The sequence below is a fragment of the Litoribaculum gwangyangense genome, from assembly GCF_039543505.1.
Classification (GTDB): domain Bacteria; phylum Bacteroidota; class Bacteroidia; order Flavobacteriales; family Flavobacteriaceae; genus Litoribaculum; species Litoribaculum gwangyangense.
In genome coordinates this window covers 211,938-231,915 of sequence record NZ_BAABJW010000001.1, presented here as the reverse complement: position 1 = coordinate 231,915, position 19,978 = coordinate 211,938, and the positions used below count along the sequence as shown (strand labels likewise).

Here is a 19,978-nt window from a genome sequence, read left to right as displayed (position 1 = left end):
ATAAATAAATAGTTATTTTAGCAATCTTGATAAACGATTAAATTATGGAACCTAAAAAAAATCCTAAAGCAAATGTTGGACGTAACAGTTCACTTTACTTTGCCATTGGTTTAGCTTTAATGTTATTTTTAACAAACTATGCCATCAATTACAAAACGTACGACAAATCTAATATAGACATCGGGCAATTAAATCTTGATGAAGAGTTAGAAGAAGAAATTCCAATCACTGAACAAATACAAACACCACCTCCTCCTCCTCCCCCTCCTGCAGCGCCGGAAGTTATAGAGATTGTGGAAGACGAAGAAGAAGTAGAGGAAACTGTAATCGAATCTACAGAATCAGATCAAAATACCGAAATTGTTGAGGTTGAAGAAGTAGAAGTTGAAGAAGTAGAGGAAGATATTGATGTACCATTTTCTGTAATTGAAAATGTACCCGTTTTTCCGGGTTGTGAAGGAGAGCCAAACAACAATGCTAAAAGAGATTGTATGTCAAAAAAAATATCGGACTTTGTAAACAAAAAGTTTAATACCGATTTGGCAAGCGATTTGGGCTTATCAGGAAGACAACGTATCAACGTAATCTTTAAAATTGATAAAACTGGAAGTATTACTGGTGTTCGTGCCAGAGCACCACACCCTGGATTAGAAAAAGAAGCAGCTCGTGTTATTGGCTTGCTGCCAAAAATGAAACCTGGTAAACAACGTGGTAAACCAGTAAACGTTCCATATTCGTTACCAATCATTTTCCAAGTTCAAGACTAAGTAAAAGCTAAATTTCTATAGAAATAAAAACCCGTTACTATTATGTAACGGGTTTTCTTTTTGGTATGCTTATTGTGACTTTATCATAATATTAACATTTAAACTATAATCATTATGAGAAATCTAAAGAATTCTCACGTACCCATTCGGCAAAATGGGCAAAACGTGAAAAAATCACAAAAGCATGAAACAAATTTACAAAAAAACTCAACCCTTTATTTTCAAATTGGGTTAATTGTGTGTTTACTGGCAGCCTTTGGTTTGCTTGAAATGAAGTTTGAAACAACTACTAAAAATTATGGGTCTTTACCTCCATTAGATGATCCAATTTATTTAGATGTTCCTCTTATTAAGCCTGAAGTTTCAACAAAAAATGAACCTGTAAAGCAAGAGCGAGTAAAACAACCTCAAAATTATAAACAAGTTGAAAATGATACTCCAGATCTTCCCTTTTTAGATGAGCCAAAAGAACCAGTTATTGACGCCCCTGATATTAATCCTGATGATTTGCCTCCAATAGACGAGCCAGATGAAGAGGTAAATATTCCTGTAAATTTTATCCAAAATGTACCCATTTATCCTGGTTGTGAAAAAGAGAAAAACAATACGGACAGAAAAAAGTGCATGTCCGATAAAATTTCAAAACTCATCCAAAGAAAGTTTGATGGAAGTAATATCGCTTCAGAATATGGTTTATCCGGAAAACAAAAAATTGATGTACAATTCACTATTGATAAAACAGGAAAAGTGACTAGTGTAAAAACCAGAGCTCCACATCCTAAATTACAGGATGAAGCTAAGCGTGTTATTAATATGATTCCAGAAATGACACCTGGTAAGCAAAACAACAAAAATGTTGGGGTTATTTATACATTGCCTATTATATTTCAAGTACAGTAAAAGAATTATAATTTCAAACTTTTAAAACCGTTATCAATAGAGATAGCGGTTTTTTTAATGCCCATTATTAAAAATATACTATCTTTCAGTGTTAAATAAATTCCCATATAAAAATGAAGCAATTCATTGTAGCCCTACTACTTTTGATTCAATTTAAGACGTATTCCCAAGATGTTTTTTTAGCTGAAATGCCACCTGTTTTTCCAAACTGTGAAGGCGTTTCTTTGGATTCACTACAAACCTGTTTTGATAAACAGGTGTTTCAACACATTTACAATAATTTTAAAGTTCCAGAGGTTGCATTAAAAGAGAATTTTAAAGGCCAAGTTAGTGTCCTTTTTGAAGTGGACACACTTGGGCAGTTCAAGACTATTTATATTGATGCTATATACAATGAGTTAAAAGACGAGGCAAAACGCGTTTTTTCCAATTTCCCAAAGGTGAAACCTGCAACCTACAATGGCAGAAAAACCTTTAAGCAATATAGTGTCCCCATTAGAATTCCATTGTTAGATCCGAATGCTATTCAAAAAGAAGCGGAAAAAACAAAAGAAATACAAACCATAGAAAACGCAGTAAAAGGGGAATATGATGCGTTAAATAATAGTATAAGTGCCTATGAAGATAATAGGCTTTCAAGTCAGTTAAATATTCAGTTCACGCATAGCGATTATGCCAGATTTGATAGGAATTTGAACTTGGTAGGAACAAACAGTCATACCGCTTCAAAACCTTTCCTGTATGAAGATGTTTCAAACTACTATGATTTTAAGGCAGAAAAGGAAAAATTAAACAAGGAAACCGAAACTTGGGCAGGTAAAAAATTGTGGAACGAACATTTGGTGCAATTACAAAGTGATGATTATTGGTTTACCATAGACCCTATTTTCGATTTGCAAGTGGGAAAAGATACCGAAGCGGATTTTAGTTCAACTTATAATAACACTAGAGGATTTTTGGTTCAAGGTGGTTTGGGTAAAAAATTTAATTTTTACGCTTCGGTGTTTGAAAGTCAGGGGCGGTTTGCGCAATATGTAAACGATTATGGTGAAAGTTTAAGAGCCTTTGGTCCAGATCCAGCGATTATTCCTGGACGAGGTATAGCCAAAAGATTTAAGACAGATTCCTACGATTATCCAGTTGCAGAGGCCTATTTATCATACTCACCTGCAAAGTTTTTAAATATTCAATTTGGTCATGGTAAAAATTTTATCGGAGATGGATATCGTTCCTTGTTATTGAGCGATGTGGCGAGTCCGCACCCGTTTTTAAAATTGAACACCAAATTCTGGAAAATAAAATACACCAACACCTGGATGTGGTTAAAAGATGTAAGACCAGAAGTAACCCAAGATGGTGCGTTTTTAACCAAGTATATGGCAAACCATTATTTAAGTTGGAACGTATCTAAACGTTTTAACTTAGGTTTATTTGAATCGGTCATTTGGACAAATACTAACAATCGTGGGTTTGATGTCAATTATTTAAACCCCATTATTTTTTATCGGGCCATTGAATTTGAAACAGGTCAAGCATCGGGCAATGCGATTTTGGGAGCTTCGGGAAAATATAAGTTTTCTGATGATATAAATATGTATAGCCAATTTATTCTGGATGAGTTTTCTTTAAGTGATGTAAAAGCAGGTGAAAAAAGTTGGAAGAACAAGTTTGGTTATCAACTGGGAGTTAAATATTACAATGCATTTAAGGTTGATAATTTGTTATTGCAATTGGAGTATAACAGAATTCGTCCTTATACCTATTCACACAATACGATAGCTACTAACTATGGGCACAACAACCAACCTATGGCGCATTTATGGGGAGCTAATTTAAGTGAATTGATTCTAATTGGGCGCTACCGTTACAAACGTTGGTTTGCCGATGCGAAAGTCATTTTAGGAACTCGCGGACTTGATTTTAACGATGGCACCGATAATTTTAGTTATGGTGGCGATGTGTATAAAAATTACAACGATAGGCCTTTTGATGTTGGGGTTGAAGTTGGTCAGGGTATCCAAACCAATGTATTTAATGGCAATTTACAAGCTGGCTATTTAATAAATCCCGCATCTAACCTAAAGATTTTCACAGATATTACCGTTAGAAATTTTAATCCAGATGCGATAACAGCTAATACCTTTAAAAGCAACACCGTTTGGTTTAATTTTGGTTTAAGAACCGATTTGTTTAATTGGTATTTTGATTTTTAATTTCTAGGAGCACTAAAATCATTTTACTTGTAAAAACCATTGCTCAAGATGCAATTATAAAGTATCTTTGCACTCGCAAAACAAAGGCGAATAAGGTAAACACACATTGAGCAACGCAAAATCTTCATTAGCAATACCTTCGGTGATTTCAGATTTCAAAGAAATCACCAAAATGCGATTAGCATTAAGTGTGGTTTTTTCATCGCTTGCGGGCTATTTATTGGGTGTAGATGCGGTCGATTTTAAAACTTTAATTCTTTTAGCTTTTGGCGGCTATTTTATGGTAGGAGCATCCAATGCTTTCAATCAAATTATTGAAAAAGATTTAGACGCCTTAATGGATAGAACCAAAAATAGGCCTATTCCCGCAGGGCGTATGTCAGTCTCAACAGCATTTATTATTGCCTCTATATTTACGCTTTTAGGAATTATTATTTTATATACCATCAATAAGCAAACGGCTATGTTTGGTGCCATTTCCATATTTTTATATACCTGTGTTTACACACCTTTAAAAACTAAAACACCCTTGGCGGTTTTTGTTGGGGCCATTCCAGGAGCTATTCCATTCATGTTGGGTTGGGTGGCAGCTACCGATGATTTTGGTATTGAACCAGGTACTCTGTTTGCATTACAGTTCTTTTGGCAATTTCCTCACTTTTGGGCCATAGGTTGGTTTTTGTTTGATGATTACAAAAAAGGAGGATTTTATATGCTACCAACAGGAAAACAAGATAGAGGGACCGCTGTACAAACCATCATGTATACTATCTGGACAATAATTATTTCCATCATACCAGTTTTTGGTTTTACAGGAAGATTACAATTATCAATATTTGCTGCAATTATGGTGTTTGGTATTGGGTTGTGGATGTTGTATTATGCTATAAGATTGTTTAAGAAAATGACTGAAAATGCAGCCAAACAATTAATGTTGGTAAGTGTATCGTACATTACACTGGTTCAAATTGTTTACGTTATAGATAAATTTATCAGATAATCATGGATTTAACACAAGGTACATTAGAAGAAAAAAATGGTAGAGCCAAAAAAATGATGCTTTGGTTTGGTATCATCTCGCTTATTATGTCTTTTGCAGGGTGGACAAGTGCTTTTGTAGTAAGTAGCTCAAGACCCGATTGGTTAAAGGATTTTGTTTTACCAAATGCTTTTATAATTAGCACCTTAGTTATTATAATAAGCAGTTTTACATTTATTTTAGCAAAAAATTCTTTAAAAAGAGGGAATAACTCGTTAACTACTTTATGGTTACTTGCCACCTTAATTCTAGGATTGGTTTTTATTTTCAACCAATTTTCAGGCTTTCAACAAATCATAGATTTAGGTTATAATTTTACTGGACCAACTAGTAATGTGACCATGTCTTATATTTATTTAATAGCTATGGTGCATATTTTGCACGTTGTTGTTGGGTTAATTTGTTTAATAGTAGTAATTTATAATCATTTTAAACAAAAGTATAATCCAACTAAAATGCTTGGTTTTGAACTTGCAGTAACTTTTTGGCACTTCATAGATATACTATGGGTGTATCTCTTTTTGTTTTTATATTTTATTAGATAAATAAATTGATTATTTTTGTGCAACTTTATAAATAACAACCTTTATATATGAGTACAGTAGTAGCAGAAGGTAAAACTTGGGGTGGCGGAAACAAACCACTAAATGCTAGTTATGGTAAAATGATGATGTGGTTTTTCATCGTTTCAGATGCTTTAACATTCTCAGGGTTTTTAGCAGCCTACGGATTTTCAAGATTCAAATTTATTGATGCATGGCCAATTGCCGATGAGGTATTTACCCACGTACCTTTTTTACACGGGCAAGAACTTCCTATGATTTATGTGGCTTTCATGACATTTATCCTTATCATGTCTTCGGTCACCATGGTTTTGGCGGTAGATGCTGGCCATCACATGAACAAAGCCAAAGTAACCATTTACATGTTTTTAACCATCATAGGTGGTTTAATATTCGTTGGTTCACAAGCTTGGGAATGGGCAACCTTTATCAAAGGTGATTATGGTGCTATCCAAACAAAAGGCGGAAATATTTTACAATTTGTAAATACTGATGGAGAGCGTGTAGCTCTAAATGACTTTGTGGTTGCTGAACATAAAGAAAGAACAGCTCATAAGCGCAAAAACGGATTATGGTTTGTTAGTGAAGGGACACTACCAACCTACACCGTTGAGGAAGTAATTCATGGTTTGGAGTCTCATGAAAATGTTTTGGTAAGAACCCAATTACTTGATGAGCATGGTCATAAAACTGTGCTTTCAAGAGAAGAATCATTAAAGCAAGTTAAAACAAATGGGAAAGCGGTTGTTGAAGGTGCAAACCTGCGTGTAAACGAATATGGTTCGCCATTGTTTGCAGACTTCTTTTTCTTTATAACAGGATTCCACGGATTTCACGTATTTTCAGGAGTTGTTATCAATATCATCATTTTCTTTAATGTGATTTTAGGAACTTATGAAAGACGCAAGAGTTACGAAATGGTCGAAAAAGTTGGTTTATATTGGCACTTTGTAGATTTAGTTTGGGTATTTGTATTCACATTCTTCTACCTAGTTTAATTTTATTACATAAAAAATGGCACACGCACATAAATTAGAAATATTTAGAGGGTTAATAAAATTCAAATCAAACACCCAGAAAATTTGGGGTGTTTTAATCTTCTTAAGTATCGTTACCGCAATAGAGGTTGTTTTGGGTATTTATAAACCAGAATCTTTAATGACTAAGTTTTTAGGAATGAAAATTTTGAACTGGATTTTCATCATTTTAACCATTGTTAAAGCCTATTACATTACTTGGGATTTCATGCACATGCGCGACGAATTAAGCAGTTTAAAGCGCATGGTGGTATGGACTGCTGTATTTTTGATTATATATTTAATCTTTATATTGCTACAAGAAGGAGGCTATGTTTTTGAGGTTTATAAAGATGGATTTATCAAAAGAGATTTTTAATAATATTAAGTTAAATAGATACAATTAAGGCGGTTTTTAAACCGCCTTTTTTTATTTTTGCACTGTGAAAAATCACTCCCAATTACATGGATAAAAAGAAAGTTAGCAGATATGTTGTTTTAGGAATTTTATTCTTTCTTCCGGTAATATTTTTATTGTTTCTATATCCAGCCACTCACAATTACACGCCATTGGATATTGTAGGTGAAAATGTTTCAGATTTAGATGATTTCACTTCCCTTTCAGAAGAAAAAATTATTTTAAAGGATCACATAACAGTTTTAGGTTTTTTGGGACAAACCCCTCTAAAAAAAATTATAACAGCATCCAACTTAAAAGAATTGGTGTATGATAAATTCAAAGGGTTTAAAAAATTTCAAATAGTTATTGTAATGCCTAAAGGTACCGAGCAGGAAGTTGAAAAACTCAAAGCAGAAATCAGTTCCTACGAAGATTTAAGGTTTTGGCATTTTGTTTTTGGTGAACCTAATAGAATTCAAAATGTTTTCAATAGTTTAAAAAGCAACACAAAAATTAGTGAGGATTTATCCACTAATCATGTTTTTATCGTTGATAAAGATTTAAACCAACGAGGTCGTTTAGATGATAGAGAAGAAAGAGAGATTGAGAATAATAAACCATTGCATCGTTTATACACCTACGATTGTATTGAAGTAGCTGAGATTAAAAATAAAATGAGCGACGACTTGCGTGTGCTATTTACCGAATACCGCCAAAAGCGAAAAGGGGAATTTAACTCTGATACCCGAAGAGCCGACGATTTAAAACCTGAAAATAATGAATAAAAAAACTAATTATTCTTACATAGGCATTGCTTTCATTATTCTCGTTTTTGGAATTCTTTTCATTCCTAAAATTGTTGATAGGATTTCAAACGGCGATGTTATTCGAAACGAAAGTAGAAGCGATTATGCCAACGATAAAAAGGCAACAGTTTCAGATTTGGTTTTTATTGAAAACAATGGTGAAAACAGAAAAGTACCTAATTTTAGTTTTACCAATCAAGATGGGAATACCATCACAAACAACGATTATTTAGGGAAGGTTTACATAGTCGAATTCTTTTTTACAACCTGTCCGACTATATGCCCAAGGATGAATTTGAATTTAGTTCAAATTCAAGATACCTTTAAGAATTTTGAAAATTTTGGAGTTGCCTCTTTTACCATAAACCCAGAATATGATACGCCAGAAGTGCTTAAAGAATATGCTGAAAAATATGGGATAACAAACCCCAATTGGCATTTACTCACTGGAGATAAAAGAACTATTTATGATTTAGCGAACGCAGGTTTTTATATTTACGCTGCAGAAAACGAAGATGTTTTAGGAGGTTTTGAACATTCAGGAAACTTTGCATTAATAGACAAAAACGGATTTATACGCTCCAGAAAAGATGAATTTGGCAATCCAATTATTTATTATAAAGGGATTATAACCGAAGATGAAAAAGTAAACGACGAAGGGGAAACACAAGAAATAAGCATATTAAAAGAAGATATAGCAAAACTTTTAAAAGAATAAACCATTAATTTTCCCTTTTAAATTTAGGGTTAAATAGAATATGAATAACGAACAAAATATTTTAAACGAGAAAAAGTATAATAAGCTAATTGTAGCATTATCTATAGTAATTCCCATTGTAGTTGCAGTTCTGTTTGGAGTTAAAATTGATTTAGAGCTCCCTGTTTTTTTGCCCCCAATTTACGCTACCATAAATGCTATTACGGCATTGGTTTTAATACTTGCTGTTTTTCAAATTAAAAAAGGAAACAGAAAAGCCCATGAGCGGCTTATGAAATTGGCAATTCTACTCTCTGTATTGTTCTTGGTTATGTATGTACTGTATCATATGACAAGTGTCTCCACAAAATTTGGGGGCGAAGGGCCAATAAAATATTTGTACTATTTCATTTTATTAAGCCATATTCTATTGTCTATAGCAGTTATTCCCTTTGTTTTAATCACCTATGTTCGGGCCATAACCAATAATATAGAAAAACATAAAAAAATTGCAAAAATAACATTTCCTTTATGGCTTTATGTTGCAATAACTGGAGTAATTGTTTATATTATGATTTCGCCATATTACAGTTAGAAATGAAACGAAAAATAATCTTTTTTCTCCTTTATTTTCTCTTTTTTATACAGAGTAATGCCCAATGCGCTATGTGTCGGGCGGTTTTAGAAAGTGAAGAGGGGCAATCTGCTGCTGAAGGTATAAACGATGGTATCGTTTATTTAATGGCTATTCCTTACCTACTAATAGGTGGGTTAGGAATCTTTATGTACAGAAAATATAGTCACTTAAAAAAGTGATGTAACCATTAATTTATTTTGTAACATTCGTTTGTTATGTTAGTCTAATTGTAAGGCTTTTAGTCTTGCTAAAAAATATAAAAATGCTTAAAATAAATAAGCTTCATAAATCCTATCCGATAGGAGATTCCAGTTTGCATGTGTTGAAAGGCATTGACCTTTCAGTTGAAGAAGGAGAAATGGTAGCTATTATGGGGTCTTCAGGTTCGGGGAAATCTACATTACTTAATATAATTGGGATGTTGGATGAAGCCGATTCAGGTGATTATATTTTAGATGGGTTGCTTATTAAGAATTTAACTGAAAAAAAAGCAGCAGTTTATAGAAATAAATTTTTAGGGTTCATTTTTCAATCTTTTAATCTCATTAATTATAAAACAGCTCTTGAAAATGTGGCGCTTCCATTGTATTATCAAGGGATGAAACGTAAAGAAAGACAAGAATTAGCGTTATTTCATTTAGAAAAAGTTGGTTTAAGAGATTGGGCTAAACATTTACCTAAAGAACTTTCGGGAGGTCAAAACCAACGCGTTGCCATAGCAAGAGCTCTGGCAGCAAATCCAAAATTATTGTTAGCCGATGAGCCAACAGGAGCGTTAGATACCACTACATCCTACGAAATAATGGCTTTTATTCAGCAATTGAATGACGAAGGGAAAACTATTTTGATGGTAACACATGAGGAAGATATTGCCAATATGTGTAAGCGTATTGTAAGATTACGCGATGGAATCATCTTAGAAGATACCAAGATAAACCAAGTAAGGGCAGAACAATATGTTTGATTTAGACCTTTGGAGAGAGATATTCCAAAGTATTAATAAAAATAAAACAAGAGCATTGCTCTCTGGTTTTACCGTGGCATTTGCTATCATGTTGTTTACTATTCTTTTTGGTATCGCCAACGGTCTAGAGAACACATTTGAGAAGTTCTTTATTAGAACAGCCGAAAATGCGATTACTGTAAGATTCGGTACCACATCAAAGCCTTATAAAGGGCTTAAAATTGGAAGACAAGTAAGACCTTCAAATAAGGATTTAGATTATTTAGAAAAAGAATTTGGTGAGGATATACAATATATGTCGCCAAAAATATCAAGAAACTATCAAGTTAGTTACAAAAAACAAAAAGGAGGTTATACAGTTACTGGTGTGGCTCCAGACTATCAATATATTGAAAAAGCAGAGATTAAAAATGGTCGCTTTCTAAGCTTAAAAGATGTAAATAATAAGGAAAAAATTTGTGTTATTGGTCGTCTTGTTGAGGAAGACTTATACTTAAAAGAATCAGCAGTAGGCAAATATATTGATTTAGAAGGTGTTCAGTATAAGGTGGTAGGGGTTTACTCAGATGGAGGGGGAGATAGTCAAGAACGTGTTATATATTTACCATATACAACAATTCAAAGGCTTTATCTAGGAAAAGATGATATTGGAGATATTTCTTTAACCTATAACCCTAATTTAACTGTAGATCAAGCTTTAGCTTTGGTAGAGGAAATGACTATTAAATTGAAAAATAGATTTGATGTAGCGCCGAATGATCAACGCGGTGTAAGAATTGGCAATCAGGTTCTTACGGCAAAGAAAAGGCTTGATAATATATCGTCTGGTTTAGGGGCACTTATACCTATTATAGGCTTTGGTACACTAATCGCTGGTATTTTAGGGATAAGTAATATTATGATTTTTATTGTAAAAGAGCGCACTAAAGAAATAGGGATTCGAAAAGCATTAGGAGCATCACCTAAATCTATAGTTTCTATTATATTATTGGAATCTATTTTGATAACCACCATTACTGGATATTTGGGGCTATTGATTGGTGTTGGTATTTTAGAAAGTATAGGTTCAAGTTTAGAACGATATTTTATAACTGATCCCAGTGTTAGTTCCTCACTTTTATTTTCGGCTACCATAGTACTTATAATAGCTGGTACTATTGCTGGGTTTGTTCCAGCAAAAAAAGCATCAAAAATAAAGCCTATAATAGCTTTAAGAAATGGTTAAATGATAAAATTTTTATTTGAAAAAGATACCTGGCAAGAAGTGTTTGATAGCCTTAGCAAAAATAAGCTTAGGTCTATTTTAACTATGGTTGGAGTGTGGTGGGGTATACTCTTATTAATAGCTTTACTAGGCTCCGCTAAAGGTGTTGAAAATAATTTTAACGTACAATTCCAAAACTATGCTACAAACAGTTTATTTATTTTTACAGGAACAACCACTATTCCTTTTAAAGGCTATCAAGAGGGCAGACGGGTAAAACTTAACCTTAATGATGTTGAAAAAATTAAGGATAACGTGAAAGGGGTTGAGTATGTTTTGCCCAGCCTTCGAGGTCAAATAACATTAAGCAGGAAAACTTTATCGGGAAGTTTTGGTATAAATGGAGAATTTCCATTTCGAGATAAGTTGGCTAAAAAGAATCTTTTATGGGGACGTTACATTAACCAAAGTGATATTGACGAGCGTAAAAAAGTTGTAGTTATATCAGAGGATGTTTACAAGCAATTATTCGAAAAGGGGGAATATCCCATAGGTAAAATGATTAAAGGGGATAATGTAAATTTTACAGTTATTGGTGTATTTGAAGTAGTTAATTTAGGGGGGCCACCAATAGAAGTAGACACCCCTTTTACAACTTTCCAGCAAGTTTATAATCGAGGAAATGAAGTTGATGTTTTAACTATTACAGGAGCTCCAGATTTTGATATCAATCAATTGGATGCCGATGTTAAGTTATTACTAAAAAACATACACGAGATACACCCTGATGATAATAGAGCCATGAACGGTTTTAATCTGGGAGATCGTTTTGAGCAATTTACAGGATTTTTAACGGGTATGCAGTTTTTAACTTGGTTTGTGGGTATAGCAACCTTGATTGCTGGCGTATTTGCCATTGGAGGAATTTTACTAATCTCTGTAAAAGAACGTACTAAAGAAATTGGAATTAGGCGTGCTTTGGGAGCAACACCATACTTGGTTAAAAGGCAAATTATTGTAGAAGCTGTGGCAATTTCATTAATATCTGGTTTTTTAGGAATTATAAGTGGCGGATTCATATTAATATTAGTTAATAATTTTTTAGCACAAGGAGAGAGTGCTTTTATGAGAAATCCTTCAGTATCTATTGGTATGGTTTTTTTAGCCTTGCTCATAGTAATAATACTAGGCACCTTAATTGGTTTAATACCTGCATTTAAAGCAACCAGTATCAAGCCAATAGACGCATTAAGAGAAGAATAATTTAAATATATAAAATGAAAAAAAGTATTAGAATCGTTTTTATTATAGTAGCTATAATATTGTTTATATGGGTACTAATGTATTTTTATAAAGCCAACAACAGAGCTCCGGAATCATTTAGTACGGAAACTCCTTTTTATACGTCTATTAGCACCAAAATAGTCGCAACAGGAAGCCTTAATCCTGAAGAAGAAATTGAATTAAAACCTCAAATTTCAGGTATCGTAGATGCTATTTTGGTGGAAGAAGGCGACATCGTAGAAAAAGGGGATCTCATAGCCAAAATTAGAGTTGTACCGAATGAACAATCATTGGTAAGTGCTAATAGTAGATTGAATGCTGCCAGATTTTCATTTGAGAATGCTAATACACTCTACAAAAGGAATAAATTACTTTTTGATAAAGGGGTGATATCAAAACAAGATTTTGAAAACAGTGAGTTGTCATTTAATCAAGCCCAAGAGTCTCTGGCTCAAGCTCAAAATGATTATCAAATTATAAAAAAGGGATCAATTTCAGGGGGCAGTTCTGCAAATACTAATATTATTGCACAAATAGCTGGTACTGTTTTAGAAATTCCTATTCGAGTTGGTGATCAAGTAATCCAAAGTAACAACTTTAATGCTGGTACAACCATTGCTACCATTGCGAATATGGGAAATATGATTTTTGAGGGAACGGTTGATGAATCTGAGGTGGGTAAACTAAAGGAAGGCGAACCTATAGGAGTGGTTATTGGGGCCTTGGAAGAGAGAACCCTTCCTGCAAAATTAACATTTATTGCTCCTAAGGGAGTTTCTGATAATGCTGGGGCAGTTCAATTTACAATAAAAGCCGATGTGGAAGTTGAGTTAAATGCCAATATTAGAGCAGGTTACAGTGCTAATGCCGAAATTAATATTGCTAGTAAAGATAGCATTTTCAGTATTAAGGAATCACTAATCAGATTTGATAGGATTACTGAAAAGCCTTATGTTGAAATTCAGCAAGAAGATAATACTTTTAAAAGACAAGATATAAAATTAGGTTTATCGGATGGTATTAATGTCGAAATTATTGATGGTGTTAAAGAAGGCGATAAGATCAAAGTCTGGAATAAAGTATTAAAAGAAAATTAAGACAGTATGATTAATTCAAAGAGTGAACGGATGAAACAAAATCTTTTGCTAACATTACTTTTATTTTCAATTTTATCATTTTCACAACAAAAAAAATGGTCTCTACAAGAATGTGTTAACTATGCTTTAGATAACAATATTACGGTATCCCAATCAGAAAATAATATTTTATTAAACGAGCAGGATGTTATTGGGGCTAGAGGACAATTTCTACCCTCACTAAATGCAAACCTTGGCCATAGTTTAGGCATTGGTACCCAGAGGATAGATATTGGTAATACGCAAGTTGTTGTAGATAGAACTACAAATGTTACCAATTTAGGCTTAGGTGTTAACCAAACGATATTCAATGGATTTAGGTTAACAAATCTTTATAAACAATCACAATTAAATTTAGAGACTAGTAAACTGGAATTGGAACGTATTAAGGATGATATTTCCTTAAATGTTGTTAATGCCTACTTAAATGTCTTATTCAATAAAGAACGATTAGAAACAGCCATCGCTCAATTAGAATTTTCAAATAAACAATTGGAACAAGTACAGGAATTGGTAGATGCTGGTGTGCAACCCCAAGTGAATATTTATGATGCAGAGGCTACATTGAGTTTGGATGAGCAAAACGTTACGATTGCTGAAAACAACTTTAATTTGGCCTTGCTAAGTTTATCCCAGTTACTTCAATTGCCTTATGAAGGTTTTGATGTTGACATTATAGACGTTGGTACACCATCGGAAGCTCTTTTATACAATGACATCTCACCCATATTGGATTATGCTTTTCAAAACAGAAATGAGATCAAAGTTGCCCAAAAGAATATAGAAAACGCTGAGTTAAGAACAGAAATATCAAAATCAGGGTTCTTACCTACAGTAAATTTTAATTATGGTTTTGGTACTAATGCCTTTTTTACCAACATTACCGATTTGGAAGATTCATTTTTTAACCAATTTGATGATCAAAAATCCCATAGTTTTAGTTTAAATGTAGGAATCCCTATTTTTTCAAGATTCCAAAATAAGACAGCCGTTGCCAAATCTAGGATTCAAGAAGAAAACAGTAAACTCAATTTAGCCCAAGCAAAATTGGATTTAGAGTCTAACATACAACGTGCGTTTACCGATGCCCAAGCTGCTCTAAAAGGCTATGAGGCGGCAAAAAAATCGTTGGCATCTCAAGAATTAGCTTTTAATAATACCAAAGAACGTTTTGATATTGGAAATATGGCTTCTTTTGAATTAGAACAAGCGAGAGTTAGACTTATAAATGCAGAATCTTCATTAATAAATGCCAAGTATGATTTCGTATTTAAAACAAAAGTTTTAGATTTTTATATGGGTAAACCTTTAACAAACTAAATTGAGCATATTTACACTAAATATAGAAACTGCAACCACTAATTGCTCGGTATCATTGTCAAAAGATGGTAAAACCATTGCATTAAAGGAGGATAACGATAAAAATTACTCGCATGCCGAAAGACTGCATGTCTATATAGATGCTGTTTTAAATGAAGCAGGAGTATATTCAAAAGAATTAGATGCAATTTCTGTAAGTAAAGGCCCAGGTTCTTATACGGGTTTACGTATTGGGGTTTCGGCTGCTAAAGGACTTTGTTATGCTTTAAATAAACCTTTGATTTCCGTTTCTACTTTAAAAGCTTTGTCGCATCAAGTTGCATGTGAAGAAGGCGTTATTGTAGCAATGTTGGACGCTCGACGTTTAGAAGTATACTCAGCAATTTACGACTCAAATTGCAAACAAATACGAGACACCCAGGCACAAATTTTAGATGGTAACGCTTTTGCTGATTATTTAAATCAAGGTAAAGTGTATTTTATTGGAAATGGTGTTGAAAAAACAAAAACTATAATCAACCATCCAAATGCTATTTTTATTGAAGATAAGTTACCATCTGCCAATGAAATGAGCTTGTTGGCATATCAAAAATACAAAATAAGCGACTTTGAGGATGTCGCTTATTTTGAACCTTATTATTTAAAAGATTTTGTGGCTTTAAAACCAAAATCTTAGTCATTTTTACGTATATGAACTTGATGTGGGTATGGTATTTCAATCCCAGCTTCATCTAATGCTTCTTTAGTTTGTTCGGTCACATCAAAATAAACCGTCCAATAATCCGCGGTGTCGCACCACGGTCTTACAGCAAAATTTATAGAACTATCTGCCAACTCTAAAACGGTTACAGCAGGGGCAGGGTCTTTTAAAACTTTAGGGTGAGACGTTAAAACGGACAATAAAACCTCTTTTGTTTTCTTGATGTCAGAATCGTAACCCACTCCAAAAACCAAATCTACACGTCGGGTACCTTCTGTGGTGTAATTAACAATGTTTCCGTTGGAAAGTGAACCGTTTGGAATTATAATTTCTTTGTTTGAGAGTCCAGTTAACTTGGTTGTGAAAATCTCAATTTGTTTTACAGTACCCATTTCACCTTGAGCTTCAATTAAATCGCCAATTTTAAAAGGTTTAAAAATCATAATTAAAACACCACCTGCAAAATTACCCAAAGAGCCTTGTAATGCTAAACCAATGGCTAGACCTGCTGCGGCTATTATGGCTGCAAATGAAGTGGTTTCCACTCCAACAGTACCTAAAACAACAATAATTAAAATTATTTTTAAAACCCATTTAATTAAGTTTAATAAGAATTTTTGAAGACTTTCATCATAATTACCTTTAGTCATAACTTTTTTTATGCCTTTAAGTAATTTTTTAATAATCCATGAGCCAATAATCCATATAGCAATAGCAGCTATTACTTTAGGGCCAAAATCCATTATTAACGCATAACCTTTCTCAATCCATTTTTCTAAATCCATAATTATTTTTATTTGATATTATACTTAATATACAAAGTTAAAATTATTCTAAGGTTTTGAGGTAAACAAATAATTAAACTTCTACAACAAACAACAAATCAAAGCCACAATTGCAGGAATACTTTGAACATAAAATAATTTGATTTGTTTTGTAGAATAAGCCCCATAAATACCTGCAATAATTACACAAGCAAGAAAAAAAATTGCAACTTTGATATCATTCAGGATGATTGAAAATAGTAGTCCGGCGGCTAAAAAACCGTTATACAAGCCTTGGTTGGCGGCAAGTACTTTAGTTTCCTCAGCGAATTCTTTTGATTTTAATCCGAAGGTTTTTATTCCTTTTGGCATGGTCCATAAAAACATTTCCAAAACTAAAAAGTAGAAATGTTCTAAGGCTACAAGCAACAATAATAGTATAGTTATAAAAGTCATTCTTTCAAGAGTTTGATGGCATCTTTTGTATCGGTTAAGGGAAGTTTACAAGCTTGGTTTACACACACATAAATCAATGTATTATCAGGGACGAACCTGTTTTCCAATAAAGGCATGTTGTTTTCAACAGTGCTACCAGCTATCAGTCTATTGGGGATGTAAGTTTGGTTCAGCTCGGTTATCTTTTGTTTGGCATCTTTGCCAACTATAGCCACTTCATAATAAGGGTAAGTGTAATTTAGCATTAAATCAAACCAATTGGAGAAGCCCGAGGGGTATTTTTGCATTTCAGGTTTTACATTATTAAGCATGGTTACAGCTGTATTTCTAAAATGTTCATTATCAAAATAATGTGATAGTTTAAAGAGGTTTTTTGCCATAATAGAGTTACTAGCAGGAATCACATTATCACGATATTCAATACTCCTTGAAACCAAAGCGGGGTCATCATTGGAGGTAAAATAGAACATTTTACTATTTTCATCAAAGAAATGGTCTAGTGTATAATTGGCCCAATCTCTAGCTGATTTTAGCCAAATTTCATTTAAGGTGTTTTCATATAAAGCTATAAAAGCATCAATTGTAGAAGCATAATCTTCTAAATAACCATTAATAGAACTGATACCATTTTTATAATTATGAAATAAACCACCATCTTCTTTTAATTGATTATTTATGATGAAATTGGCATTTTTTTCAGCAGAATTTAAATAATCCAATTCACCAAAAACCCTGTAAGCGTCTACATAACCCTTTAACATAATAGCATTCCAAGAGGTTAGGGTTTTATCATCCAATCTTGGTTTCTCACGTTTGTTTCTGGCTTCAAGAAGTGTGTTTTTCCAATCCGCTTTTTTTTCTATTAATTGCTCTTTAGTAAGGTTGTATTTTTTTGTTAGGGTTTCATCATTATCTTTTCTAATAAGCACATAATTATCATTCTCCCAATGGCCATAACTATTCATATTATAGTAATCTGAAAATAACTCAAAATCGTGTTTCAATAGTGTTTTAAGTTCATCTTTAGTCCAAACATAAAAGGCACCTTCTTCAAGTTTACCTTCAGAATTTAAACTATCGGCATCAAGTGATGAATAAAAAGCGCCGTTTTGGGTAGTCATATCACGTTTAATATATTCCAAAGTTTCAGTAACCACATTTTTATACAACCCATTTTTTGTTAGGAGGTAAGCATCGGAATACAAACTTACCAATTGCCCATTATCATAAAGCATTTTTTCAAAGTGGGGAACGTGCCATTTGGCATCTACGGAATATCTTGAAAAGCCACCCCCAATTTGGTCAAACACGCCACCATAGGCCATTTTTGTAAGTGTTGTATTTACAAAGTTTAGCAATTCCTTATCATCAGTTTGATATGCATATCGCAATAAAAAATGATAGTTATTGGGCATCATAAACTTAGGGGCACGATTCATGCCTCCAAGATTTTTATCAAATTGATTAGACCAATTTTGAACAGCTATTTTAATGAAATTTTTCTCAAAAATAGGTTCATCACTGTTCAGTTCCACAACATCCAATGCTTTGATGCCTTGCTCCAATTTATCGGCATATTCATAAAGCTTTGATGGGCTTTCTTTATATAATTTAGAAATTTGTTCCAAGGCACTTATCCATTGTTCTTTTCTAAAATAGGTACCTCCCCAAATAGGTCTTCCGTCTGGTAATGCAATCACATTTAAAGGCCAACCACCATGACCAGTCATTAACTGAACGGCGTTCATATAAACTTGGTCTACATCTGGACGTTCTTCTCTATCAACTTTAATGTTAATGTAGTTATTGTTCATCACTTGTGCTACCAAACTATCTTCAAAACTTTCATGTTCCATAACATGGCACCAATGGCAAGCAGCATATCCAACACTGATAAGCATCAATTTATTTTCTGCTTTTACTTTGTTCAAGGTGTTTTCATTCCATGGATTCCAATCTACAGGATTATGGGCATGTTGCAATAAATAGGGGCTAGTTTCATTAATAAGTTCGTTAGTATATTGATGTTCCATAGGTTTTGAGTTCTGCCCTTTACAGCCAATTATTAAAATGCTAAAGAGAAATGTTACCAAGTGCTTCACATTCAAAGTTAGCGAAATTTAAGCACAAAAAAAGCACTCATAAGTAGAACGCTTTATTTATAATATTGGTTTTATATCGATTTTTAGCCATTAATGGCCTCAACCATATCTACTTTTCCAGGAAGCATTTGTTTTAGCATATTTTCTATACCACTTTTTAAAGTATAAGTAGATGATGGACAACCACTACAAGCACCTTGAAGAAGGACGCTTACGTTTTTATTACTAGCATCATATGATATAAACTGAATATTACCACCATCACTGGCTACGGCAGGTTTTACATATTCCTCCAGAATATTAATAATTTCTTTTGAGGTATCATCCAAACTTTCAAAGTGTGTATCTAATTGCTCCGTTGATTTTTGTAAACTCTCAGCGGCATTTGGTAATACAACCTCTTTGCCACTTTCAATGTAATTTCTAATGAATTCTCTAAGTTCTAGCGTAATATCTTGCCATTCAGCGATATCGTATTTTGTAATGGATACATAATTTTCATCCATAAAAACACTCTTAACAAATGGAAAATGAAACAACTCCGTAGCTAGTGGCGAAAGTTTTGAATCATCAATTGAAATAAACTCAAATAAAGTAGTCACTATTTTTTTATTGGCCACAAATTTCATCACAGATGGGTTAGGAGTACTCTCGGCGTATACGGTTACAGCTATTTTTTTGTTTGCTATTGCTGAATCTTCAATAATAACGCCACCATCATTTAAGTAGGCCTCAATTTGTTCGGCTACTTCATCCTGCACATCGTTCCATTCAACAATATTATAGCGTTCAACTGCAATAAAATTTCCAGAAATATAAACCTTTTTAACAAAAGGTAAATAAAACAACTGTTGCGCTAAAGGCGACGGTTTAGCATCATCAATGTTGTTGAATTCATAACTTTGATGTTGGGTTATAAATTGATTGATTTCAAATTTTACAATAGCGTTGTTTGTTGTTTCTTGCACAGAAACCTTGAAAGTGTTCATTTCAACTAATTTTTTGCAAAA

The 19,978-nt window shown here is 33.3% G+C and carries 20 protein-coding genes; 16 read left to right on the top strand and 4 right to left on the bottom strand.

What is annotated here, in order from left to right; genetic code table 11:
- Positions 1-44: 44 nt before the first annotated feature.
- The 16 genes from ABD963_RS01020 (at position 45) to tsaB (ending at position 15,622) form a co-directional block, all read left to right on the top strand.
- Positions 45-767, top strand: coding sequence for an energy transducer TonB (locus tag ABD963_RS01020; protein WP_345275077.1), 723 nt, complete (start codon positions 45-47; stop codon positions 765-767).
- 114 nt (positions 768-881) lie between these two features.
- Positions 882-1,667, top strand: coding sequence for an energy transducer TonB (locus ABD963_RS01015; RefSeq protein WP_345275076.1), 786 nt, complete (start codon positions 882-884; stop codon positions 1,665-1,667).
- A gap of 113 nt (positions 1,668-1,780) precedes the next feature.
- On the top strand, positions 1,781-3,880 hold the full coding sequence (locus ABD963_RS01010) for an energy transducer TonB (protein WP_345275075.1): 2,100 nt from the start codon (positions 1,781-1,783) through the stop codon (positions 3,878-3,880).
- A 106-nt stretch (positions 3,881-3,986) separates the two neighbouring features.
- The gene (gene cyoE / locus ABD963_RS01005) at positions 3,987-4,880 is read left to right on the top strand and encodes a heme o synthase (protein WP_345275074.1); all 894 of its coding nucleotides are present in this window, start codon (positions 3,987-3,989) and stop codon (positions 4,878-4,880) included.
- 2 nt (positions 4,881-4,882) lie between these two features.
- Complete coding sequence (locus ABD963_RS01000; RefSeq protein WP_345275073.1) at positions 4,883-5,464, top strand: cytochrome c oxidase subunit 3; 582 nt, start codon at positions 4,883-4,885, stop codon at positions 5,462-5,464.
- Positions 5,465-5,511: 47 nt separating this feature from the next.
- Positions 5,512-6,480 (top strand): cytochrome c oxidase subunit 3, encoded by a 969-nt coding sequence (locus ABD963_RS00995; RefSeq protein ID WP_345275072.1) that lies wholly within the window; start codon positions 5,512-5,514, stop codon positions 6,478-6,480.
- 16 nt (positions 6,481-6,496) lie between these two features.
- Positions 6,497-6,877: a cytochrome C oxidase subunit IV family protein gene (locus tag ABD963_RS00990; RefSeq protein WP_345275071.1), complete on the top strand. Its 381-nt coding sequence runs from the start codon at positions 6,497-6,499 to the stop codon at positions 6,875-6,877.
- A gap of 86 nt (positions 6,878-6,963) precedes the next feature.
- Entirely contained in the window at positions 6,964-7,683 is a 720-nt protein-coding gene (locus tag ABD963_RS00985; RefSeq protein ID WP_345275070.1) for a hypothetical protein, read from the top strand.
- Positions 7,676-8,422 carry an SCO family protein gene (locus ABD963_RS00980; protein ID WP_345275069.1) on the top strand — a complete coding sequence of 249 codons (747 nt, stop codon included), beginning with the start codon at positions 7,676-7,678 and terminating at the stop codon, positions 8,420-8,422. The genes ABD963_RS00985 and ABD963_RS00980 overlap by 8 nt, the downstream gene beginning before the upstream one ends.
- 40 nt (positions 8,423-8,462) lie before the next feature.
- Positions 8,463-8,996 (top strand): DUF420 domain-containing protein, encoded by a 534-nt coding sequence (locus ABD963_RS00975; protein ID WP_345275068.1) that lies wholly within the window; start codon positions 8,463-8,465, stop codon positions 8,994-8,996.
- Positions 8,997-9,300: 304 nt separating this feature from the next.
- Positions 9,301-10,002, top strand: a complete 702-nt coding sequence (locus ABD963_RS00970) for an ABC transporter ATP-binding protein (protein WP_345275067.1) — start codon at positions 9,301-9,303, stop codon at positions 10,000-10,002.
- Entirely contained in the window at positions 9,995-11,227 is a 1,233-nt protein-coding gene (locus tag ABD963_RS00965) for an ABC transporter permease (RefSeq protein WP_345275066.1), read from the top strand. The genes ABD963_RS00970 and ABD963_RS00965 overlap by 8 nt, the downstream gene beginning before the upstream one ends.
- Positions 11,228-12,469, top strand: a complete 1,242-nt coding sequence (locus ABD963_RS00960; protein ID WP_345275065.1) for an ABC transporter permease — start codon at positions 11,228-11,230, stop codon at positions 12,467-12,469.
- 14 nt (positions 12,470-12,483) lie between these two features.
- Positions 12,484-13,587, top strand: coding sequence for an efflux RND transporter periplasmic adaptor subunit (locus ABD963_RS00955; protein ID WP_345275064.1), 1,104 nt, complete (start codon positions 12,484-12,486; stop codon positions 13,585-13,587).
- A 30-nt stretch (positions 13,588-13,617) separates the two neighbouring features.
- Positions 13,618-14,946, top strand: coding sequence for a TolC family protein (locus tag ABD963_RS00950; protein WP_345275063.1), 1,329 nt, complete (start codon positions 13,618-13,620; stop codon positions 14,944-14,946).
- 1 nt (position 14,947) lies between these two features.
- The gene (tsaB, locus tag ABD963_RS00945) at positions 14,948-15,622 is read left to right on the top strand and encodes a tRNA (adenosine(37)-N6)-threonylcarbamoyltransferase complex dimerization subunit type 1 TsaB (protein ID WP_425562779.1); all 675 of its coding nucleotides are present in this window, start codon (positions 14,948-14,950) and stop codon (positions 15,620-15,622) included.
- Here the strand turns inward: tsaB and ABD963_RS00940 are convergent.
- The 4 genes from ABD963_RS00940 to ABD963_RS00925 form a co-directional block, all read right to left on the bottom strand.
- Positions 15,619-16,431, bottom strand: a complete 813-nt coding sequence (locus ABD963_RS00940; protein WP_345275062.1) for a mechanosensitive ion channel family protein — start codon at positions 16,429-16,431, stop codon at positions 15,619-15,621. The genes tsaB and ABD963_RS00940 overlap by 4 nt on opposite strands.
- A gap of 81 nt (positions 16,432-16,512) precedes the next feature.
- Positions 16,513-16,866, bottom strand: coding sequence for a DUF1304 domain-containing protein (locus ABD963_RS00935; RefSeq protein WP_345275061.1), 354 nt, complete (start codon positions 16,864-16,866; stop codon positions 16,513-16,515).
- Positions 16,863-18,899 carry a thioredoxin domain-containing protein gene (locus ABD963_RS00930; RefSeq protein WP_345275060.1) on the bottom strand — a complete coding sequence of 679 codons (2,037 nt, stop codon included), beginning with the start codon at positions 18,897-18,899 and terminating at the stop codon, positions 16,863-16,865. Before ABD963_RS00930 ends, ABD963_RS00935 begins: the two co-directional genes overlap by 4 nt.
- Positions 18,900-19,051: 152 nt before the next feature.
- A complete protein-coding gene (locus ABD963_RS00925) occupies positions 19,052-19,957 on the bottom strand; it encodes a NifU family protein (RefSeq protein ID WP_345275059.1) in 906 nt (301 codons plus the stop codon).
- Between the last annotated feature and the right edge of the window lie 21 nt (positions 19,958-19,978).